At 56.8% G+C, this 22,337-nt stretch carries 21 protein-coding genes; 10 read left to right on the plus strand and 11 right to left on the minus strand.

From position 1 onward, the window contains the following. Positions 1–20 precede the first annotated feature (20 nt). From O9H85_RS13485 to O9H85_RS13515, 7 genes are all read right to left on the minus strand, one after another. Positions 21–434, minus strand: a complete 414-nt coding sequence (locus tag O9H85_RS13485) for an acyl-CoA thioesterase (protein WP_269881943.1) — start codon at positions 432–434, stop codon at positions 21–23. Between the two features lie 333 nt (positions 435–767). Further along, entirely contained in the window at positions 768–2,525 is a 1,758-nt protein-coding gene (gene pyk, locus O9H85_RS13490; protein ID WP_269881944.1) for a pyruvate kinase, read from the minus strand. Then, positions 2,518–3,498 carry an acetyl-CoA carboxylase carboxyl transferase subunit alpha gene (accA, locus tag O9H85_RS13495; RefSeq protein ID WP_269881945.1) on the minus strand — a complete coding sequence of 327 codons (981 nt, stop codon included), beginning with the start codon at positions 3,496–3,498 and terminating at the stop codon, positions 2,518–2,520. The genes pyk and accA overlap by 8 nt, the downstream gene beginning before the upstream one ends. Then, positions 3,488–4,411 carry an acetyl-CoA carboxylase, carboxyltransferase subunit beta gene (gene accD / locus O9H85_RS13500; protein WP_269881946.1) on the minus strand — a complete coding sequence of 308 codons (924 nt, stop codon included), beginning with the start codon at positions 4,409–4,411 and terminating at the stop codon, positions 3,488–3,490. Before accD ends, accA begins: the two co-directional genes overlap by 11 nt. 49 nt (positions 4,412–4,460) lie before the next feature. Next, entirely contained in the window at positions 4,461–4,652 is a 192-nt protein-coding gene (locus O9H85_RS13505) for a glutamate decarboxylase (RefSeq protein ID WP_269881947.1), read from the minus strand. Positions 4,653–4,791: 139 nt separating this feature from the next. After that, complete coding sequence (locus tag O9H85_RS13510) at positions 4,792–5,286, minus strand: phosphatidylglycerophosphatase A family protein (RefSeq protein ID WP_269881948.1); 495 nt, start codon at positions 5,284–5,286, stop codon at positions 4,792–4,794. A 106-nt stretch (positions 5,287–5,392) separates the two neighbouring features. Then, positions 5,393–9,022, minus strand: a complete 3,630-nt coding sequence (locus O9H85_RS13515; protein WP_269881949.1) for a DNA polymerase III subunit alpha — start codon at positions 9,020–9,022, stop codon at positions 5,393–5,395. 167 nt (positions 9,023–9,189) lie between these two features. Between O9H85_RS13515 and O9H85_RS13520 the strand changes: the two genes are divergently transcribed. From O9H85_RS13520 to O9H85_RS13530, 3 genes are all read left to right on the plus strand, one after another. Next, positions 9,190–9,522 carry a YtrH family sporulation protein gene (locus O9H85_RS13520; protein ID WP_269881950.1) on the plus strand — a complete coding sequence of 111 codons (333 nt, stop codon included), beginning with the start codon at positions 9,190–9,192 and terminating at the stop codon, positions 9,520–9,522. 2 nt (positions 9,523–9,524) lie between these two features. Then, the gene (locus O9H85_RS13525; protein WP_269882148.1) at positions 9,525–10,028 is read left to right on the plus strand and encodes a hypothetical protein; all 504 of its coding nucleotides are present in this window, start codon (positions 9,525–9,527) and stop codon (positions 10,026–10,028) included. Positions 10,029–10,230: 202 nt separating this feature from the next. Further along, positions 10,231–10,518, plus strand: coding sequence for a YtpI family protein (locus O9H85_RS13530; RefSeq protein WP_269881952.1), 288 nt, complete (start codon positions 10,231–10,233; stop codon positions 10,516–10,518). A 14-nt stretch (positions 10,519–10,532) separates the two neighbouring features. On the opposite strand, the gene O9H85_RS13535 is transcribed toward O9H85_RS13530, so the two are convergent. After that, positions 10,533–11,888 (minus strand): DRTGG domain-containing protein, encoded by a 1,356-nt coding sequence (locus O9H85_RS13535; RefSeq protein ID WP_269881954.1) that lies wholly within the window; start codon positions 11,886–11,888, stop codon positions 10,533–10,535. Between the two features lie 157 nt (positions 11,889–12,045). Here O9H85_RS13535 and O9H85_RS13540 point away from each other — a divergent pair, with 157 nt between their 5' ends. Further along, positions 12,046–12,375, plus strand: a complete 330-nt coding sequence (locus tag O9H85_RS13540) for a hypothetical protein (protein ID WP_269881955.1) — start codon at positions 12,046–12,048, stop codon at positions 12,373–12,375. 108 nt (positions 12,376–12,483) lie between these two features. Here the strand turns inward: O9H85_RS13540 and O9H85_RS13545 are convergent, their stop codons facing one another. Continuing rightward, positions 12,484–12,762, minus strand: coding sequence for a hypothetical protein (locus O9H85_RS13545; protein ID WP_269881956.1), 279 nt, complete (start codon positions 12,760–12,762; stop codon positions 12,484–12,486). 90 nt (positions 12,763–12,852) lie between these two features. After that, positions 12,853–13,959, minus strand: a complete 1,107-nt coding sequence (locus tag O9H85_RS13550; RefSeq protein ID WP_269881958.1) for an acyltransferase — start codon at positions 13,957–13,959, stop codon at positions 12,853–12,855. Between the two features lie 196 nt (positions 13,960–14,155). Here O9H85_RS13550 and O9H85_RS13555 point away from each other — a divergent pair, with 196 nt between their 5' ends. Together O9H85_RS13555 and O9H85_RS13560 are read left to right on the plus strand one after the other, a co-directional pair. Then, a complete protein-coding gene (locus tag O9H85_RS13555) occupies positions 14,156–14,929 on the plus strand; it encodes a DeoR/GlpR family DNA-binding transcription regulator (RefSeq protein WP_269881959.1) in 774 nt (257 codons plus the stop codon). Then, a complete protein-coding gene (locus O9H85_RS13560) occupies positions 14,926–15,714 on the plus strand; it encodes an HAD family hydrolase (RefSeq protein ID WP_269881961.1) in 789 nt (262 codons plus the stop codon). The genes O9H85_RS13555 and O9H85_RS13560 overlap by 4 nt, the downstream gene beginning before the upstream one ends. Positions 15,715–16,047: 333 nt before the next feature. On the opposite strand, the gene O9H85_RS13565 is transcribed toward O9H85_RS13560, so the two are convergent. Then, positions 16,048–16,383, minus strand: coding sequence for a YlbF family regulator (locus tag O9H85_RS13565; protein WP_269881962.1), 336 nt, complete (start codon positions 16,381–16,383; stop codon positions 16,048–16,050). Between the two features lie 139 nt (positions 16,384–16,522). On the opposite strand from O9H85_RS13565, the gene O9H85_RS13570 reads away from it, so the two are divergent. From O9H85_RS13570 to O9H85_RS13585, 4 genes are all read left to right on the plus strand, one after another. Then, positions 16,523–17,890 carry a YheC/YheD family endospore coat-associated protein gene (locus tag O9H85_RS13570; protein WP_269881964.1) on the plus strand — a complete coding sequence of 456 codons (1,368 nt, stop codon included), beginning with the start codon at positions 16,523–16,525 and terminating at the stop codon, positions 17,888–17,890. 40 nt (positions 17,891–17,930) lie between these two features. Then, complete coding sequence (locus tag O9H85_RS13575) at positions 17,931–19,106, plus strand: YheC/YheD family endospore coat-associated protein (RefSeq protein WP_269881965.1); 1,176 nt, start codon at positions 17,931–17,933, stop codon at positions 19,104–19,106. Positions 19,107–19,753: 647 nt separating this feature from the next. Then, positions 19,754–21,121 carry a YheC/YheD family endospore coat-associated protein gene (locus O9H85_RS13580; protein ID WP_269881966.1) on the plus strand — a complete coding sequence of 456 codons (1,368 nt, stop codon included), beginning with the start codon at positions 19,754–19,756 and terminating at the stop codon, positions 21,119–21,121. After that, on the plus strand, positions 21,122–22,336 hold the full coding sequence (locus tag O9H85_RS13585) for a YheC/YheD family endospore coat-associated protein (RefSeq protein ID WP_269881967.1): 1,215 nt from the start codon (positions 21,122–21,124) through the stop codon (positions 22,334–22,336). It begins immediately after the preceding gene. The last annotated feature ends 1 nt before the right edge of the window (position 22,337 follow it).

The following is a 22,337-nucleotide window of genomic DNA, read 5'->3' on the forward strand; positions in this document are numbered from 1 at the left end:
AGATATAAGTTTTGTTAATTTTATGTAAAGGGTTGCGTTTTTATAAGTAAAGCATATAATCCAGGCGCCTCCCGGTCAATACGGGCCGGCTTCCAGTCCCGGTTCAGCCATACGTGCTTCGTTCCTCCGCTGACCAGCAGCTCCTCCCCGCGACGGATCTCGCTGGCGAACTCCAGACGAAGATTCGTATAATGGGTTATTTTCGTACAGACCGTCACAAGATCATCATACCGGGCCGGCCGGTGAAAATCCAGCTCCGCGTGGGTAACCGGAAGAAGAAGTCCCTGACGCTCCAGCGATTGGTAAGACATCCCGAGACGGCGGATCAGCTCGGTTCGTCCGATTTCAAACCAGTTCAAATAGTTGGCGTGGTATACTACGCCCATCTGATCCGTTTCTTGATAGCGGACACGGAGTTCATGCTGAAACCACATGCTTTTAAGCCCTCCCAATTTGCTTTAGCTTGCCCAGCGGCGCTTATTGGAATACCTTGCGTCTTTGCCGAAATGAACTCAAGATAAACGGCTACGCCGTCCTTTTCTTACAAAGAGCAGCACGTTTATCAAGGTTGATGCGAAGCTGTAAGTTACGAAAACTTATAATTTCTTATCAACCCAGGATAAACGGCTACGCCTTCCTTGTCTTACAAGGACCAGCGCGTTTACCAAGGTTGATGCGAAGCTATAAGTTACGAATACTTATAAAATCTTATCAACGAAGAAAAGAGCGAAACCGGTATTCGATTTCGCTCTCTCTTCAGCTAATCTTTACAGAACGCGCGCGCGGCCCGAATAAATGACGCCAACTTCAGGGTAAATCGATACCTCGGCGCCGTCCTTCAGAATATTCAGCGCCCGGTCAACGCCTACAATGACCGGCTTGCTCAAGCTGATGCCGACAACGGCGGCGTGGGATGTAATGCCGCCCGTTTCGGTAATGACGGCCGCCGCCTTCTCGAATGCCGGCATATATTCTTTATCCGTCGTCAAGGAGACGAGAATGCAGCCTTCCGTTGCTTTGGCATTCGCTTCCTCGGCGCTGCGCGCGATGACGACCTTACCTGTCGCCGCTTGCGTGCCGATCCCTTGTCCCTTGGCGATCATCTCGCCGATTTGGTGCACCTTGATCAGGTTGGTCGTTCCGGAGCGTCCTACTGGCACGCCGGCCGTAATGATAACGAGGTCTCCCAGGCTAACGAGACCTTTCTTAAGGCTGGCGTCCACAGCATGCTCGAACAGCTGGTCGGTCGATTCGCACATCTCGCCCTTCACCGGCACGACGCCCCATACGAGCGACAAGCGGCGAAGCACTTGTTCGTTCGGCGTAACGGCGACAATCGGCGCTTTCGGACGGTATTTGGACACCATCCGTGCGGTATAGCCGCTCTCCGTAGCGGTCAGAATCGCTTTCGCATCCAGCTCCAGAGCGGAGTTGGCCACCGCTTGCGAGATCGCTTCGGTTACCGTCGTTTGCTGCGCTTTGCTTTGGCGAGCGAAAATTTCGCGGTGCTCCAGCGCCGCTTCCGCACGCTCGGCGATCCGTGCCATCGTCATTACGGATTCGACCGGATATTTCCCTGCCGCGGTTTCGCCGGACAGCATGACCGCATCCGTGCCGTCGAAGATCGCATTCGCCACGTCGCTCGCTTCCGCACGGGTCGGACGCGGGTTGCGCTGCATCGAATCCAGCATCATCGTTGCTGTAATAACCGGCTTGCCTGCGAGGTTACACTTCTTGATCATGGCCTTCTGCACGATCGGCACGTCTTCGGCAGGAATCTCGACGCCCAGGTCGCCGCGCGCAACCATCAGACCGTCGGATACCTCCAGGATTTCATCCAGGTTGTCCACGCCCTCCTGGTTCTCGATCTTGGAAATGATTTGAATGTGGGACGCGTTATGACGCTCGAGAATTTCTCGGATTTCCATGACGTCGCTCGCTTTGCGCACGAAAGAAGCAGCGATGAAATCCACTCCCTGCTCGATCCCGAAGATGATGTCGTTAGCGTCTTTCTCCGTGATGCCTGGAAGGTTGATGCGTACGCCCGGTACATTGACGCCCTTCTTGCCGCCGAGGAGGCCGCCGTTCTTAATTCGGCACACGATGTCCGTACCGCGGATGTCCTCCACGGTTAAGCCGATCAGACCGTCGTCGATCAGAATGGTGGAGCCTACCCGAACGTCCTTGTACAAATCTCTATATGTGATGGATACCCGGTCCGCGTCGCCCAAGATTTCCTCGGTGGTCAGCGTGATCAGGTTGTCCTGCACGAGCTCAACCTTCTGGTCGTCCTTCAGCTTGCCTGTGCGGATCTCGGGTCCTTTCGTATCCAGCAGAATCGCCACATTGCGGTTCAACTCCTGACAGGCTTGACGAACGTTCTTGATCCGGTTGCCGTGTTCCTCGAAATCGCCGTGGGAAAAGTTCAACCGCACTACGTTCATGCCGGCTTCAATCAGCTTCTTGAACATCTCGAGCGATTCGCTCACCGGACCGATAGTACAAACAATCTTCGTTTTACGCATGGTTATGGTTACCCTCCTGAATGGTTGTGAAGCTTCCTATCCCTCTGAATTTTCTATAACGGTCTTCTACTATTTCATTCTCCGACAGCTTCGACAATTCCTGCAAGTTCGACCATAATACTTTCTTAATCGATTCGGCTTGCACGGCAACATCCCGATGGGCGCCGCCCTTCGGTTCCGGAATAATAGCGTCGATGACACCCAGCTTCAGGATTTCATCCGCCGTAATTTTCATCGCTTCCGCAGCTTCCATCGCCTTGGATGCGTCTCTATAAATAATCGATGCCGCGCCTTCCGGCGTGATCGCCGAATAGATCGCATTCTCCAGCATGAACACCCGATTCCCTACGCCGAGAGCCAGCGCGCCTCCGCTGCCGCCTTCCCCGATCACTACGCACAGAATCGGAACTCGCATAGAAGCCATCTCCAGCAAATTCCGCGCAATGGCTTCCCCCTGGTTCCGCTCTTCGGCGGCGCTGCCGGGGTAAGCTCCCTTCGTATCGATAAAGGTAATGATGGGACGCCTAAACTTATTCGCCTGCTGCATCAGCCTCAGCGCTTTGCGGAAGCCTTCCGGATGCGGACTGCCGAAATGACGGGCGATATTATCTTTCGTATCTTTGCCTTTCTGATGGCCCACCACGGTAACGGGCACGCCGTTCAGCCGGGCAAGACCTCCTACGATGGCCAAGTCGTCGCTGTACACGCGATCCCCGTGCAGCTCGATGAAATCGGTAAATACATGCTGGATGTACTCCAGCGTCGTAGGACGCTGCGGATGCCGGGCCAGCTGCATCTTTTGCGATGTGTTCATCGTGCTGTACAGCTCTGTTTCCAGCTGCTCGTAACGCTGCTCCAAACGTGCGATCTCATCGGTAAAATCAATTTGTTTGTCCAAGCTGAACTGCTTCAGCTCTTCAATTTTTCCGCGCAGCTCAATGAGCGGCTTTTCAAACGGCAATTCACCTGCCAATGGACGACACCTCCTCCTTAGTCGAGTGCATGGCAAGCAGACGCGCCAATGTGCCGCGCAATTCCTTCCGGTGAGACACCAAATCCAGCTGCCCGTGCTTCAGGTTAAATTCCGCCGTCTGGAAATTATCCGGAAGCTTCTGCCGGATCGTCTGCTCAATGACTCTTCGTCCCGTAAAGCCGAAGGCTGCGCCCGGCTCGGCTATGATATAATCCCCCAATGTAGCGAAGCTCGCAGTAACGCCGCCGAACGTCGGGTCGGTAATGATCGAGATATAAAGGCCGCCTTGCTCGCTCAGCTTGGCCAGAGCCGCGCTTGTTTTGGCCATTTGCATTAAGCTGAGAATGCTCTCCTGCATCCGCGCGCCGCCTGATGTAGAGAAAATAAGGACCGGCAGCTTCTTGGCGATAGCCTGTTCAATGGCCGCCGTTACTTTTTCACCCACAACCGAACCGAGGGAGCCCCCCATAAAGTCAAAGCTCATGACGGCTACAACGACCTGATGGCCCCCGATTGTTCCTTCGCCCGTAATGACCGCATCGGACATGCCCGTCGCTTCGACCGCTTTATTATATTTGGCAGCATAATCCGGAAACCCGAGCGGATCCTCCGACATCATCTCGCTGTCATACTCTTCAAACTGCCCGTCATCCATCGTCATCTGGATACGCTCGACCGCGCTCAGCTTGAAGTGGTAATCGCATGCGGTACATACCTTCAGATTCTTATCCAGTTCCTTGTTATACTGGATCGTCCCGCATCTAGGGCATTTGTTCATCAGCCCTTCGGGGATTTCCCGCTTCGGACGCTCTTCGGGGATGTCGGCTCCGTCCAGCGGACGGCCCACTACGGGCCTGTCCGACGGAACCGTGGCATATTTTCTCTTTTTTTGGAACAAGTCTTTGAATTGCACGACTACACCTCGCTTGTTGTTGACCTTTCCAAGTCCGATCGAACCTGATCTATGATCTATGCAGAATCGAGTTCAAGACCTCTTGAACCTCTTCCAATTCGCCTTCGGGAACCAATATTTCAAATTGGTTTTTCGTCATGTTGATTGCACGTACTTGTACAAGAAAGCCCTCTTCCGTCAGCCTGTGCTTGATTCGATCCGCGATTCTCGAAGTCGGAGCGATGTAAATGACCGTCCACATGAAAAAGACCTCCCGAACATAATGGAATAATGATATCACAAGTCCACTTTTTCCCGCAACCGAGATTCGGCGGCGCGGCGGGAGGCCGGGAGGCTAGAAATTACGCGGTATATCGCGATATATTGAGAAAATGCGAGATTTATGCCGAAGGGGCCTGCCCGTCGAGCTCATCCTGGTGCTTGTGCGCGATCCGGGCGGAAGCCGCCGCCGCAAGTCCTGCAACCAGATCGTCCAGGAACACGTGGATGCGCGTTTCGTGATCGTTGAGCTCGCGGATGATGCCCATTTTTTTCTTATCCAAATAGCCGAAGCTCGTCAGCCCGATCATCCCATACACATGTACGATGCCGAGCGCCAGCGTCTCGTCCACGCCGTACAGGGGGGCGTCCGCTTCCATAATGGATTGCAGCGGCTCCGGCAGCAGCTTCTTCTCCGCCAGCTCATCCAGCGCGATGCCGGTATATAAGACGTATTGAACCTCTCGCTTCTTCAGAACGGTCTGCACGCTCTCGATGCAGGCGGCCATCGTAAGCTCAGGGTTATACGGGGACTGCAGCTTGTACACAATGTCGGCGATCCGCTTGATCGTGACGCCGCGGCTCTCCAAGCATGCTGCAATGTCGTTGTGGGACATAGAAACAAGCCTCCTCCTGGATTTAGTCACTCGCTTGGCTCGGGACCGGCCACTTCGTGCGGCCGATTCCGTACGGGTAACTAAATGTATGCGGAGAAGGCGGGATTTATTTCACCTTTACGCTGTCTTTACCAAGCAGGCTCCCGATCGATTCGAACAGCGCAGGCGAAGGCTTCACATTGAATTTATCGCTGAGACCGAGCGATTTTTGGGCTTTCTCGTAGTACAGCACGACCGGAAGCGGACCGGCATGCTCTGCAATCAGCCTCTTCAGCCGCTCCAGCACCTCGGGCTGCTCATGCAGCGGGGAAATCCGGATATACACCCGCTGTCCGGATGCGGTCGCAGGCTTAGCGAACGCCGCCTTGGCCTGGACCGGCGGCCCTGTCGGCTTAGGGGTGCCGGACGCCGCACGGCGCTCCGCACCGCCGTCAGGGCGCGGCTTAGCGCCCCCGCGATCCAGGGTTCCTCCGGATCGCGCTGCAGGCTGACGGCCCGCGGGTGTGCGCACCGCCTTCATCTCCAGGTGCGGATCATTCAGGGCGATCAGCTGATCGGCCAGCAGCTTGTAGTCCTCGTCGCCCAGCTGGAGCTTCGCGATGACCAGCACCGGCTTGCCCTTCTGCACGAGGGGCGCATATTTCTTCCATGTCTCGGGGAAGAGCACGACCTCCGCCTTGCCTACGCGGTCCTCCAGCTCCATGAACGCCATCGGCTGGCCTTTCTTCGTGACGATCGTTTTGTTCGAGAGCACAAGACCTGCAGCCATGACCTCGCTGAAATCCGGGTATTCCCCGAGCAGATGGAGCGGATCGGGCTCCAGCTTCCGCAGGACGTCATCGTAATCGTCCAAGGGACTGCCGGAAATGTACAGCCCGAGCAGCTCCCGTTCGAGCTCCAGCTGATGGGTCATCGTGAACGGAGAAATCGGAGGGTACTCCACCTCCCAGTTCGCCTCCTCTACGAAGCCTTCCAGCACGAGCTGCAGATCCTCCCGGTTCTTGCGCCACTTGACGGCCGCTTCCACCGCATCCTCAAGCATCGCCAGCTGCTGGGCGCGGTGCCCCGGCAGCGAATCCAGCGCCCCGCCTTGAATGAGCGATTCCATCACGCGTTTGTTGCACACCCGCAGATCGACGCGGCGGCACAGGTCGATCAGACTCGCATACGGCCCGGTGCGGCGCTCGCCGATCAGCGATTCAATCGCGTGCGTGCCGACGTTCTTGATCGCCGCCAGCCCGAAGCGTATCGCCCTGACCGGCTCGCCTTCCCGTTCCTCCGGCCTTTCCAGCGGGGTAAAAACTACCCCGCTTTCATTTACGTCCGGCGGCAGCACCGGAATGCCCATCCGGCGGCACTCGTCCACGTATTCCGCCACCTTGTTATGGCTGCCCATCACCGCGGTCAGCATCGACGCCATGAACTGAACGGGATAATGCGCCTTCAAATAGGCCGTCTGATACGCAAGCACGCCGTAGGCGGTTGCATGCGCCCGCGGGAATCCGTAATCCGCGAACCGGACGATCATGTCGTAAACGCGGTTCGCCTCTGCTTCGCCGTAGCCCTGGCTGCGGCTGCCCTGAACGAAATGGGCGCGCTGCTCGTCCAGCACCTCCCGCTTCTTCTTGCTGACGGCGCGCCGGAGCAGGTCCGCTTCGCCCAGGCTGAAGCCGGCCATGACGGAAGCGATCTGCATGATCTGCTCCTGGTACACGATAATGCCGTACGTATCCCGGAGAATCGGCTCCAGCAGCGGATGAGGGTACTCCGTCTCCTGCTCTCCGTGCTTGCAGGCGATATATTTGGGAATGAATTCCATCGGGCCCGGCCGGTATAAGGCCAGAACCGAAATAATATCCTCAAATTCGGAAGGACGCAAATCCTTCAGCACCCGGCGCATGCCCGGGGATTCCAGCTGGAAAATGCCGGTCGTATCGCCTTGTGACAGCAGCTTATAGGTCGCGGCGTCGTTCATCGGCACCTTCGTCCAATCGATCGCCGTCCCTGTCTGTTCCCGGATCCATAGCAAGGTGCGCTCAATGATCGACAGCGTCCGTAAGCCGAGAAAATCCATCTTCAGCAGGCCGATAGCCTCCAGATGCTCCATCGGATACTGCGTCAAGGGCGTCTGCTCCGTTCCCTCCTGCAGAGGAACGTACTGCGTGAGCGGCTCCCGGGAAATGACGACGCCAGCCGCATGGGTTGAAGCGTGACGGGGCATCCCCTCGACCTTCATCGCGATCTCGAGCAGCTCCGCCGTCTTGGGCTGCTTGGCGGCGAGCGCCTTCAGCTCGGGCGCAGCCGCCAGCGCCTCGGACAAGGTCAAATGGCTCGACAGAAGCTTCGCCGCCCGGTCCACATCATTAAAAGGCAGCCCCAGCACACGGCCCACATCGCGAACTGCCCCTTTGGCCGCCATCGTTCCGAACGTGATGATCTGGGCGACCCGGTCGGAGCCGTATTTGCCCACGACATAATCAATGACCTCGTCGCGCCGCAAATCGCTGAAATCGATATCGATATCCGGCATCGATACCCGCTCCGGATTGAGGAAACGTTCGAACAGCAGGTTGAAGCGGATCGGATCGACATCCGTAATCCTCAGCACGTAAGCCACCAGGCTGCCCGCCGAAGACCCCCGCCCAGGTCCGGTGGCAATGCCCTTCTCATGAGCGAAGCGGATGAAGTCCCACACGATCAGGAAATAGTCGGAGAAGCCCATCCGTTCGATGACGGACAGCTCGTAAGCGAGACGCTCCTCCGCCCGGCTGCGCCATTCCGGCCGCCGCCACTCCTCCGATGGAGCATATCGCCGCTCCAGCCCGCTCCGGCACAGCTCCGCCAAATACGCTCCCGCGGTCTGTCCGTCCGGAATCGGCTCGAACCGGGGCAGAATCGACCTGCCGAATTCGAGCTCCAGGTTGCAGCGCTCCGCAACGGCAAGAGTATTCGCCAGCGCCTCCGGCACATGCGGGAAGAGGCGCTCCATCTCCTCCGCGCTCTTCAAATACAGCTGGCTGGTGTGGAACTGCAGGCGCTCCTTGTCCTCCACCGTCTTGCCCGTTCCTATGCAGATGAGGATATCCTGCACCGCATGGTCCGGCTCGCGCACGTAATGCACATCGTTGGTAGCGATGAGCGGAATGCCGGTATCGCGGCTCAGCCGGATCATCTCCTGCATGACCTTCTTCTGCTCCGCCAGCCCGTGATCCTGTATCTCCAGGAAGAAGTCGTCGCCGAAGATGCCGCGGTACCGCAGCGCCGCTTCCCTTGCTTCGTCAAACCTTCCATGGAGCAAATGCTGGGAGACTTCGCTGCCGAGGCACGAGCTCGTGCATACGAGTCCTTCCGCATAGCGGGCCAAATGCTCATGGTCGATGCGCGGCTTGTAATGATAGCCCTCCAAATGGCCGATCGATACCAGCTTCATTAAATTCCGGTAGCCCGTTTGATTCTTCGCCAGCAGTATGAGATGGTAGATCGGCTGCTCCTGCCTTGTCCCCTTATGCCGAAGGGAACCCGCCGTATAATATACCTCGCAGCCGATGATCGGCTTGATGCCCCGCTCCTTGCAGGCTTTATAGAAAGGAATCGCTCCGTACATGACCCCATGGTCGGTCAGCGCAAGCGACTTCATTCCGAGCTTCGCCGCCTGCCCCACCAAATCGTCGATGCGCGCGGCGCCGTCCAGAAGACTGTATTCGCTGTGCACATGCAAATGGACGAAATCGTTCATCCGCGCCGCCTCCTTCACGAACAAAATTTTATGTTTTTATTTTAGCATAATGCGAACAAGTGTGCCATAGATTAGACAAGAAGAGGCGGCCAAGCCGGGGAGCCATGCGAACAAATCGGACAACCCGCATGCGAAAGCCGCCAATGGGAGCGGAAAGGGATGAGGACATGGGTGGATTTTTATCAAGATGCTTGCTGGACTTCTTCGTCGCATTCGGCGTCGTGCTAGGGGGGACGATGCTCGCGGGGATCTGCGCCGTATTGACGCTGGAGCCGCCGATTTACCGCATGACGAGCGTCGCCGAGCAAATTAAGATTTGGGCGATGGTCGCCGCCATCGGAGGCACGATCGACCCGATTCGGGCGATCGAGACCCATTTTATCGAAGGCCACGTGTCCCCCGCCATCAAGCAAATCCTGTACATCGTCTGCGCGTTCGCCGGTGCGCATATGGGCTCCACCATCATTCAGTGGATCTGCAAAGGAGGAAACAATCCTTGAAGGTGCCTTCCTCTGGGCAAATGAACGGCATGCTGCGTTACACCGGTCTGCTCGTTGCCGGCGGAGTGATCGGCGCAGCCCTATTTATGAGCATATACAAGCTGAATTTAAACCGGATGATCGAGCAGAATCACGTGCTTCAGCTGGAAAACACCAAGCTGGAGGGCGAGATCTCCGATTTAAAGAAATCGAAAAATCAGCGCAACACGATCAACCTGCTGAACGTGTACGTGGAAATGGCGGATCATGCGCCGCTCGACAAAGTCACGGAGACGGAGCTCATGAAACGCATCTATAACGATCTCAAGCGGGTCATCATCGGTCGCAAAATTTCCGATTTCGCCGAGTCGCCCGAGCCGTACGAGAAAATACTGGTCGATAAGCCGTATCTCGGCGTCTTGGACAAGGATTACATGGTCCAGAACGTCAAATGGATGTTCATCACCCAGACGGAGCTCAAAATATGGGTCGTCGTCAAGGAATGGAAACGGATAACCACGCCATGACGGTTAGAAGTCCGGTGAATAAGCAGCGGAGCGGGCGGAATCGTTCTGAAAAGCGCAAGCGCACTCCTTTGCCCGCTGTTGATTTCCTTGCCAAAAATCGCTAAAGTGAATGGAGAACCGGCGTACGCCTCCCGTCTCCTCTTCGTATCATTGAGACCCGAAGCGAATCCCGCCCTTTTAAAAAAGGATGTGCTTGTGCACCATGCTTACGACGACCCAAGCGGTGTTCAGCGTGCTGATCGTCATTGCGCTGCTGTTCTCCGTCTATTACAGCTTCCGCTACCGCCGAGAGAGCGATCCCAAGCTCCGGGGCCTGTATGCGTCCCGAATGAATATCGCCATGGGCGTAATGCTTATCTTCATCGCGGTGACGCAGCTGTTCTTCTTCACCGATTCGGTGCTGCGGCGAATCTTCGGCACGGTGTGCCTGCTGCTCGGCTTGTGGAACCTGTTCGCCGGCATCCGCAGCCACAGCCATTACAGCCGGTAACCGGCTCCTCCCGCTTAAGCCTGTTCGATCACCTGCGCCGTAAGCATCGCTTTCGCAACCAGCGCAGTCCCGTGGAACACCTCGACGTCGATTTTCCCGAATTTGCGGCTCACCTCGATGAGCTTCGGACGGATTTCGATCGTGCTGTCGATCTGAACGGGCTTAACGAAATAGGAGGACATGTTGTCGAGCACCAGATCCCCTTTCTTCACATCCTCTACCGCCTGATAAGCGGCCTGCCTCATGAGCACGGTGAGCACGCCCTCGGATACGGTACCGAAACGGTTCGTCATCTGCGGCGTCACGGCTCCTTTGAACACGAGCTGCCCGGAAGAAGCATCCCGCGCCTCGCTGAAGCCCGACCAGATCAAATCCTCGAACGTTTCGCCGTGCTGCGGCTGGCGCTGAATTTGCTGCATCGCCTTAAGGACGTCCTTGCGGCTGATGACGGCCGTCACCTTGCGGTTGTTGTCGATAATCGGCAGAAGCTCGATGCCCTCCCATACCATCAAATGGGCGGCAGAGGCGATCGAGGTGCTGAGCGACGCGGTTACGGGCCCCCGGGTCATGATCTTGTCGATCGTCTGGTCGGGCCCCGCACCGATCAGATCCTTCGAGGTGATCATGCCGATCACCCGGTTCCACTCGTCCACCACCGGGAAGCGGCTGTGCCCCGTCTCGTCGTGCAGCCGCTGCCAATCCTTCATCGTATGGCTCGCCTTCAGGACATATACCTGCATCGGCTTCGGCACGATATCCCCGATCAGCAGAATCTTCTTCTTGATCAGCCGGTCATAGATGGCCCGGTTGATCATGGACGCCACCGTGAACGTGTCGTAGCTGCTCGAGATGATCGGCAGCTCCAGCCGGTCCGCCAGTTCCTTAACGTCCTCACTCGTGCCGAACCCGCCAGTGATGAGCACCCCGGCTCCCTGCTCGATGGCGCATAAGTGCGCCTTGCTGCGGTTGCCCACAATGAGCAGGCTGCCGGGATCGATATAGCGCATCATCGCATCCTGCTGCATCGCGCCGATCACGAATTTGTGCAGCGTCTTATCCAGCCCCGTGCGTCCCCCGAGCACATCTCCGTCCACCATGTTGACGACCTCCGCGAACGTCAGCTTGTCCAGCTGGTCCCGGAGCTTCTTCTCGACACGCACCGTTCCGACCCGCTCCTTGGTGGCGACAAGCCCAAGCGTATCCGCTTCCTTCATCGCCCGATAGGCTGTGCCTTCGCTGACTTCAAGCTTCTCGGCGAGTTTGCGGACGGAGATTTTGCTGCCGATCTTCAGACTTTCAATATATTTAATAATTTGCTCATGCTTGGTCGCCGCTTCAGGCAGCGCGACTTGGTCTTCCTCTTGGTCCATACTGTACCACCCTCCCGATCACATCTGTACTTATCTGTACTATAATTATAAACTTTTTAAGCCAAAATACTACTTCTCGTACAAGAAATGCGTTCGGCCGGCATAGGATGAACTAGAAGTCCAAACCCACTCACCCGATAGGAGGTCAATCATCGCCATGTCGTCCACCCCTTACAGCGGGCAGCCGCAAATGATTTACCAGCTGGAATCCGAGCATGCCGACTTGTTCCACAAATGCAGGGAGAGGATTCACACCGTCTGCATAGAGCATTTGCACAAGCGTGTCCGTATACAGACCGTTCACGGCCAAACTCATGACGGAATTCTCGTACATATCGACAGCTATCATATTTATTTGCAGATGATGCCGGGTTACAGCCGTGCGCTTATGCCCTACGGCTACGGATACGGCTACAGTCCGTACTCTAGCAATGTCATCCTTCCTCTTGTCTTGTTCGATCTGCTGACCATTGCCTTGATCGTCTAAGCCTGCAAGACGAACCGGCGTCGGAAAATAAGCCGCCGGCCGAATCCGATCATAACGGCAAAGAGTCCGTCTCTGGCCCACCCGGGGCAGGAGACGGACTCTTTACCGTTATTTCTTCAGCTGCAGCAGCTTTCGGCGTCCGAGCGCCGATTGCTCCTGCTGCCAGCGCTTCAGCCGTTTCACCTTAAGCAGCTGGCGTTTCGTTTCTTCCTCCACGCCGAGCAGCTCGTGCAAATGAGCCGCGACGACGAGCAGCGCGAAGGCGATCCAACCGATGCCGAAGACGTTGGCCGCCGTCCACCCTTGTCCGATATCGAGCCGCGGTACCGCATAAATCAGCATGCCCAGCGTAAGCGCCATGAACAGAACAGGTTTTGCTCCTCTCATCCGTTCGCCCCTCCTTCTGCCAACTTGTACTATTCATTGTATGAAGGAGAGTTAAGAAATAGCACCGATCCGGGGAGGACGGTCAGAAGATCAAGCGGTGCGGGTTGCAGGCTTCGGCCTGCGCTTGACGAACAGCCTCATGAAGCGGCCGTACGCGTACGCAAGCGCCCAGGAAACGAACAGCGTGATCAGGAAGCCGGCCGCCACATAACCGAAATAGTGCAGCGTGCTGCCCGTATCGTTCGTTACATGCGTTTTGAAATAGGACAGCACCGCAGGATGTACGAAATAAATGCCGAACGACGCCGCCCCCAGAGCATTGAGCGCCTTGGCCGCCGAAGGAAGCTTGTCCAGCAGCAGCCTGCCGAGCCAAATGAAGCTCATCCCGGCAAACATCGCATATCCGAAGAAGAGCAGCTCGAACCAAGTGTTGTCGAGCACGATATGCAGGCGGTCCTCAAAAGCGAACAGCGCCATGAAAGTAAAGCCCAGCACGGCCGTAACGGGAAGCACCCACGGGATATTCTTGCGCAGCCACCGGAAGAAGGCGTCATAATGCAGGCCGAGCGCTCCGCCGAACGCGAAGATGCTGAAGTAATTGAAGCATATCGACGCGGATTGCTGGACCGGCTGAGCCCAATGGTTGTAAGCGTAGAATGCCGCTTGAATGAGGATTCCCAAGGGAAAGAGAGCCTTCCTGAACCATGGCAAGGCTTGGCACAGGCTCATCAGCAATGGAAATACGAGATAAAACTGCACGATGATCACCATAAAATACAGATGGTACGACGTGTCCGCCCAAGGCAGCTTCTCCGCAAATTCCCTCCAATCCATGTGCAGCGTATCGTGCTCGTAAATCCATTGATTGTAAAGGTAATAGAACAGCGACCATATCAAATATGGGACAAGGGCCTGCCGAACCCGCTTCACGTAAAATTGCACCGTTTGCCGTCCGTTCCAGTCATCCAAATAGCGGTAGAACAGCACCAATCCGCTGATGAATATAAACACCGGCACGGCAAAATTGCTGAGCTTGTTTACAGCTATGTAGAAGGTTTTGGACGATTCGCTCACAAGCAGCGGATCCACGGTCGCATCGGCCGTGGCGTGAATCGTAACGACAGCCACAATCGCAATCGCTCTAACGATATCCAGCTCGAGCAGCTTCGATTTGGACTTTTTCTTTTCTGTCGGCAATGCGGGGTTAAGCCTCCTTAGGCTGAATGCGCCAAGCGTTTTCCGTCATTGTAACACAGAAACCGATAAGCGGAAACTATTGGGCGGGGATGCGTCTTTATGCAATATTTAACTTATAATTACTTAATATCACTTGCGCCATTTAAGTATTTGTGCGTATAATAGCTCCATGAAATACCTGCAAGGAGGCTGAACGATGTATCAGGAGGAACGCCTGATCGGGATTTTGCAGCACATGCAGCGCCATCAACGCATTGCCATCGAGGACATCTGCGAGCTGTTCGACGTCTCTCGCGATACCGCCCGCCGGGATATCGTGAAGCTCGAGGAACAGGGCCGCATCGTGCGGACGCGCGGAGGGGCCATTTTGCCTACGTTAACCAAGGAGGTATCGGCCTACGGTGAACGGCTGATGACCGAATCTGCGGGAAAAGGGGCCATCGGGAAAGCGGCAGCCGGGCTGCTGAGAAGCGGAGACTACCTGTTCATGGATGCGTCCACTACCGTAAGACATGCGGCCGAGCAAATCCGGACGGAAGGGCATGTCGTCGTTACGAATTCCATGGATATCGCCGGCTTGCTGTCGCCCCGTGAAGGCTTTCAGCTTCATCTGCTGGGCGGAAGCGTGCACCCGGTGCATCGATTCATTTACGGGGCCCGGACGGTGGATATGCTCTCGGATTATCAAGCGGATAAGCTGCTCATCGGCACGGGAGGATTAACGGAGAACGGCATGACGAACCCGTTTGAGGAAGAGGGCTATGTGATGCGCGAAATGATCCGGCGGGCCGATCAGGTCATTCTGCTGGCGGATCATACGAAGTTCGGACTGCACCAGTTTTTCCGGATAGCGGGGCTTGAGCGGATCGATAAGCTCGTTACCGACCGGGAGCCGCCGGAAGGCCTCAAGGCCGCCCTTCAGAAGAACGATATCGAAATCATTATTGCCGAAGGAGAGACAACCGCATGATTAAGCTCATTGTCAGTGATTTGGACGGCACTCTGCTGCATAAGCATCAATCCATCCGCCCCGAAGACCGGGAGGCGCTCCATGAGGCGCAGCGGCAAGGCATCAAGGTCGCTTTCGCTTCCGGCCGCATGCTGCCGGAAATCAAGCAGGTGATGAACGAGATGGGACTGCAGCTCCATACCATCTCCCAGAACGGCGCCTACGTGCATACGTCGGACGGCGAACTCATCAGGCACAACGCATTTGAACGCGAGCTGATCGTACCGCTGACGGAGGCGGCGGCAGGCCTGCCGTTTGTCACCGTACTGGCCGGACCGGATCATTATATTGTCCAAGAGATGGATGAGCGGGCTTCCCGACTGAAAAAACGGCTGCTTGCCCCACTCGTCGAGCTTTCCGATCTTCATGAACGGCTCGGCCGCGAGCTGATCTGCGGTAAAATTTCATATATGGGAGACGCGGAAGAGCTCCGCAAGCTGGGCGAAGATTTGCTGCAAACGTACGGGGACGCCATCGACGTGTATATCTCGGACGTCGACTGCCTCGACGTTATGCCCCGGATTTCATCCAAAGGAACGGGACTGGCCGCCCTGCTCGATTACTTGCAGCTGAAGCCGGAGGAAACGATGTGCATCGGGGACGCTTTCAACGACATTTCCATGTTCAAAATGACTCCGCACAGCTTTGCCATGGCATCCGCCAATCCGGACGTGCGGCGGCAAACCTCCCGCACGGTCCGTTACGTCTCGGACGCAGTGGCTTGGGTGCTCGGCCAAACCGTTTAGCCTGATTCGCCGGTTCGCAGGATACGGACCGGGATCGTCGCCGGAACTGCGCTACCGGAAAAATCGCTCTCCACTTCTCCTTGGACAGACATAAGTACCGCACTTTGGAGCGGTATTTCTGACCGAAGCTGCTCCGTCTGTATGGTCCTCTTTTTTCTTCGGGCGGCAAGGGATTTTAAATACGCGAGGTTGTATTGACGGGGCCCTTCCCGTCACCCGTTCTTAGCCAAGTCGATATCGGGATCGGACGGCTTCCCCTTCAGGCTGCCGGCAGCAGATGATGTCATTCCCGGCCGCTTAAAGGGGACCCGATCTTTCTTTCCGTAAACCTTGTTATTTCATCAGCTCGTCGAGCGGCTCGGCTATGATGCGCTGAATGTCTTCCATGATGACGCCAAGACGGCGTTCCGCCTCAAACAGCCGGTGCACCCGCGGGTTCAGGCTGATCACCCCGAACAGCTTCTCCATCTTCTCCATCTCTTCCTTCGGCGGCATCTCGCCTGCCATCATCTTCTGCTGCAGCTCCTGCTGGCGCGTGCGGAAATCGTCCAGCATACGCTTGCTGTCCGCATCCCTGTCGATCTGCGCGCGGAGCTCCCTGTACTCCCGAAGCTCGGCGCTGTCTCTTATTGCCCGGGACAGCTCATGCGCCTTGTCAAAAATATTCATTTCTCCTCATCTCCTTGGAATCGTTAATACGAGGAAATGTTCACCAAGGGGTAAACGCCCTCATATGATGAAGTAGTTCGTTTCTTGAAGTTCCATGCCTGTGTTGTCGGCCAGTCCGGGCTGGGAAGGAGTTCCTTGAGTGATAAGAACAAAGGTCAAGATCCAAATCCAGAGCGCCAGCATTTCTAACGACGGCTCCTATATCTCACTCAGCAATTCCATAGCCAAAAAGTGGAAAATCCCGTTTCACCAGTCGCTTCAGCTCCGTTTCGGTTCCGCCCGCCAAGAAGTGAGAGTCGCTCCGCTCTCCTCATCCAGCGCCCTTCGGCTCAGCGATGCGTTAGCTTCCCGCTTGGGGCTCTCGCACGGAGACCAGCTGTGCCTTCAATACAAACCAAGCGCCCGCACCATTCAGATCGGTCCGCTGCTCGGCGTCATGGTCAGCCGCGTTTATCCCGGCTCGCCGGATAAGCCGTTTGGCGCCAGTACCGCCTTTTGCAGGGAACTGACCGACGCCTGCAGCACGTACGGGGCCGGGGTCTTTTTCTGCACGCCGGACGATCTGGATGCTCAAAGCGATACGATCCGGGGCTGGCGTTACGCCGGCCGATGGGTAAAGGCCGATTTTCCCGTGCCGCATGTGCTTTATAATCGTCTGACCTCGCGCAAGCTGGAAAACCGGGACAACGTGCAGAAGTTCATTGAGCAGGCTAAAATCCGGCACAATGCGCAGCTGTTCAATGAAAAATACTTGAACAAGACGGAGGTCTTCGACGCGCTGCGTAAAGAAACCGACCTGTTGGTATACCTGCCGGAGTCTTATCTGCTCCGCAGCTTCGCGCAGCTGAAATCGATGTGCGCCAAGTATCCGACCGTCTTTCTGAAGCCGATCACGGGGAGTCTCGGCAAAGGCATTATCCGCATTAAACGGATGGAAGACGGCTCTTACCAATGCCATTTTACCAACCTGGGCGGCGCCCGTAAACAATCGTTTCCCTCGCTGACCCAGTTGTTCGCCTCATTCTCGGGTAAGGTCAAGACCCAGCGGTACCAAATCCAGCAAGGGCTTCAGCTGCTCAGCGTAGAGGGGCGACCGGTCGACTTCCGGGCGTTGGTGCAGCGCGGGGAGGACGGACAGTGGAACATCACATCCATCGTCGCGCGGATCGCGGGAACGCATCATTTCGTCTCCAACCTGGCCCGCGGCGGGACGCTCACGACGGTGAACGACGCCTTGGCCCGGTCTGGGACGGGAGCGGCGGCAGGCGGACTGGCTAAGCTGCGGCGCGCCGCCCTCCAGATCGCCAAAGGAATCGAAACGCAGGTACAGGGGCATTTTGCCGAGCTCGGCATCGATCTTGCAATCGATTCCCAGGGCCGCGTCTGGCTGATCGAGGTCAATTCCAAGCCTTCAAAGGACGATAATACGCCCCTGCAGGGCGGTAAAAAGACGCGGCCTTCCGTCCGGCGGATCGTTCAGTATGTCCGTTATGCCGCCAAGTTCTAAGCTTCCGGTGATCCATCCTTTAGGATAAGAGGTGACGCGCATGATGATATCGTCGCTGCAAGTGCCGCCCGGCTCGCGCGCAGTGGGAATCATGACGACGCAAACCGATGACCATCCGCCCTTTGCCAATCGCGGCTTCTATCGCCGCTTGTGCCTCAGCGGGCAGCGCGCCGGATTAACGGTGTTCGTCTTTACTCCGCCTGCCATCGATTGGACCCGGCTCCAGGTGAGCGGCTATACATTCGATCCGTCTGGCGAAGAGTGGATCCTGCGAACCTTTCCGCTGCCTGCGGTCGTGTATGACCGCTGCTTCTTTACTACGCGGCGCCAATACGCGGACTATCGCCATGCGCTGAAGCGGCTGAAGGAGCACGGGTCCGTCCGCCTGCTCAGCCATGGGCTGAGAGGCAAGCTGGAGGTGCAGCGCCTGCTTGAGCGCGACAGCCGCTTCGCTGCGCTGCTGCCGCACACGGAAGCGCTGCGCAGCATGCGCACGCTCGCCCTGTGGCTTGAGCACCGCCGGGAGGCGGTGCTCAAGCCGCAAGGCGGCTCGCAGGGCCGCGGCGTGCTGCTCGTGCAGCGCGGCGCCGGCCCCGGCGGCGCAAGCGCGCCGGCGCCCGGCACGGTGAATGCCGCAGGTGCGGCATTCACCGTGCGCGGGCGCGATGCGCGCAACCGCCGCGTGGAGCGCGCCTTCGCGGACGCGGGCGCGCTGCTCCGGTGGCTGCGCCGCTTCGTGGCGCAGCGCCCGTATTTGCTGCAGCAGTATCTGCTGCTGCAGAGCCGGGAAGGCGACGCGTACGACGTGCGCGCGCTGGTGCAAAAGGACGGCGCCGGCCGCTGGCAGCTGACCGGCATGGCCGTCCGGCGGGGTCAGGGCGGCAGCCTGACCTCGAACGTGCATGGCGGCGGTACGGCAGAGCCCGCCGCCGATTTCCTTGCCCGCGAGTTCGGGCAAGCCAAGGCCGCAGAGCTCCTCCGGGAGCTAATGCGGTTGTCTGAGCTCCTTCCCGAGGCGCTCGAATCGAATCACGGGCGGCTCGCCGAGCTCGGCATCGATTTCGGTGTCGATACCGGCGGCAATATTTGGATCCTTGAAGTGAATTCCAAACCCGGCCGCTCCATCTTTACTTATTTGCGGGATGTCAAGGCCCAGCGGGCTTCCGTCGACAATCCCGTCCGGTACGCGGGCTATCTGCTTCAGCAGCGGATGTAAGCCGGCCGGACCGCCGGCAAGGGCAATTTTAGCCGCAATCCCCAGGCAGCACTCCCTTTCTGCCCAATGAAGCTAGCATAGGAAGCAATGCGTTGATTCGGCATTGCAGGAAGAAGCGGCTTCCTGTGCGGGCTCTTCCATTGTACGCGCACGGCAGCCTGCTCATGCCACTTTTTCCGTATCGGCGCAAGCTCTAGGCTTATGTGCAATGACCAAGAGACGGCAGCCTGCATACTATAGCGGAGGTTACACAATACGGGATGAAGGCGCTGTTTGAGCGTATCGGCGGCAACGAAAAAACGGCTTCAGGACGTACGGTTACAGGGCAATGACTAGCGAACGTTATCCTGCTTGCACATCATGGATCCATCACGCCTGCAGCTAAAGTCGCTCCTGATGCCGAATCTGCCGCCTCCTCCGCCAGCCCTAGGATTGAAACGTGATTTTCAATACGGAGAAACTATGCCAATAGGCAGAGTCAGCAGCCCTTACGAAGTTCGCCAATGGCGAAACTCAGCCTATGCTTACGAAGAAACTTAGCTTATGCAAAGTTCTGTATTCCTTACGAAGTAAGTTTCGCCAATGGCGAAACTCAGCCTATGCTTACGAAGAAACTTTGCTTACGCAAAGTTCTGAGGAGGTACACCATGAGTTTGACAACTTGCACGATTCATATCACCCAGCGGCAGGAACGGGCGGTCTACCTGTCGGTAGAGCTCGCGAGGGCGCTCAAGCTGGCCAAAACACGGAACGTGACTTTGAAGCTCGGCAGCAAAAGCATTCCGCTTGGCATCAAGCTTCTCAAGAAAACCGGCAAGCACGTCTTCTTGCCGTCCTCGGTTTACTCCCAGCTGCGCCTTCCCCGTCTGGGCGGCGCCATGGTGCACAATGACAACGGCAACGAGCTGCGGATCGGCCCCATGATCGGCATCCTGACCTCGGTTATCCGCGGCAGCTCGGCTCCGTTCGGCTCCAGGACGGAGTTCATTCGCCAATTCATGCGCGTCGAGTCAGACCGCGCATTCTATTTCGGCTTTTCGCCCTCCGACGTCAACTGGAACGATCAGACCGTGGTAGCTACGATTCCGCGCAGCGAAGGCGGCTGGACGCGCAAGGTTATCCCGCTGCCCGATGTCGTGTACAACCGGCTCCCGAGCCGAACCGCGGAGAAGCTCGCTTCCATGAACGCGTTCAAGCAAAAATTCATCAAGCGCGGCATCCCGCTCTTCAACTGGAGCTTCTTTGACAAATGGGACGTCTACAATCTGCTTGAGGGCACAGACGCCTACAAGCACGTGCCGGAATCCCGCATCAACCCGACGGCCTCCCAGATCAAGGAGATGCTCGATAGACACAAATTCATCTATCTCAAACCGACCGGCGGCAGTCTCGGAATCGGCATCTTCCGTCTCACCTACAATCCGAAGCGCGGTTATTACGCCCGCTATCGGCAAGCAGGACGTAATGTACTGCTCCGCTTCAGCAATTTCGATACGCTGATGTCGTACATTAACCGCCAAATCGGACGGCTTAATAATTATGTTGCCCAGCAGGGTATCCGGCTCATTGAAATCGACGGCTGCCCGATCGATTTTCGCTTCCATATGACCAAGAACAGAGATAACCAATGGGTCGTAGCGGCGATCGGCGCGAAGAAAGCCGGCAAAGGCAGCGTAACGACGCATGTGCGTACAGGCGGGATGCTCATGACGCCGGAGCAGGTGATGAAGGAAATTTTCGGCAGCCGAGCCGATACCGTGCTGAGCAGCGCGAAGGAGGCGGCCATCCGGCTCGCGGAGGACATCGAGCGCAATTACCGCCATACCCTAGGCGAACTGGGCTTCGACATCGGCATCGATCAGAGCGAACGGATCTGGATGTTCGAAGCCAATTCCAAGCCGGGCCGTTCGATCTTTAAGCATCCGGCGCTAAAGGAGCAAGGCCGGGCATCGCTCCAGTACATTTATGATTACTGTATGTACTTGGCCCGATTTCGGGCAAGGAGGGATTCCTGAGTGGACGCAACTGCCATTAACCTACACCGGAAGCGCAAGCGCCCGACGCTGGCCATTCTCACTTACGCGGATGAAAAGAGGATTTTTCGCGGGAATCAAAAAAATTTTATCGACCTGATCGAAACCGGAGAGCAGTGGGGCGTCAGGGTCTACGTCATGACGACGTCCGATTTCAAATTAAACGGCACTCATGCCATTGGCTATAAGTATCATGCCCCCAGCCGGACCTGGAAAAAGCGGCTGCTTCCACTGCCCGACGTTGTCTATAACCGCATACCTTACCGTAAGTTCGAGCTGCTGCCGGAGGTGCAGCAGGTCATTCAGACCTGCATCCGCCACGGACAGATCCATTTTTTCAACCCTTCCTTCTTCAATAAATGGGCGCTGTTCGAGTGGCTGAACAAATCCAAGGAATCCCGGCCGTTCATTCCGGCGACGCGGCGGCTGCATTCCGGCGACGATCTGGAGAAGCTGTTCCGGTCGCACCCGTTCCTGTACCTGAAGCCGATTCGCGGCAAGGCGGGGAAAGGCATCATGAAGGTGAGCCGCCTCGTCGGCAAAGCCCCGTATAATGGCTACGAGCTCAGCATTCAGGACAAAACGAAGAGCCATATCTCCCGCTATCCGAACGTCAATAAACTATGGTCCCACCTACAGGAGATTATCGGCTCGAAGGAATACATCATCCAGCAGGGCATCACCCTGTCGACTTACAAGCAGCGGCCGTTCGATTTGCGGGTGCTCGTGCAAAAGAATCAGAAAGGTGCATGGAGCGTGGCCGGCATCGGCGCGAGATTGGCCGGCAAGCTCAGCATCACGACCCATGTGCCCCGAGGCGGATCGATCGACGATCCCTCCAAGCTGCTCACCGCATCTTTCGGCCAAGACGGAAGCAAGAAAATGATTGCCAAAGCCAAGAAAACCGCAATCCTGCTCGCAAGGCAAATCGAGAAAGCAAGCGGCCAAACACTGGGCGAAATGTCGATGGACGTGGGGGTGGATACCGACGGGGAGCTTTGGTTTTTTGAAGCCAATTCGAAGCCGATGAAATTCGACGAGCCGCCTATCCGCAAAAAATCATTGGAGAATCTGATCAGGTACAGTCTGCATCTGAGCAAATCCGCAGCCGTCAGGACAGCCGCTTCTCCCCACACCTCGAGCAGCAACAAGAGCGGCCAAGATTCGATTGCGAATCAATCCATAACAGGCAGGTGAC

Origin of the sequence: Paenibacillus gyeongsangnamensis (genome assembly GCF_027533625.1) — a bacterium.
Classification (GTDB): domain Bacteria; phylum Bacillota; class Bacilli; order Paenibacillales; family NBRC-103111; genus Paenibacillus_G; species Paenibacillus_G gyeongsangnamensis.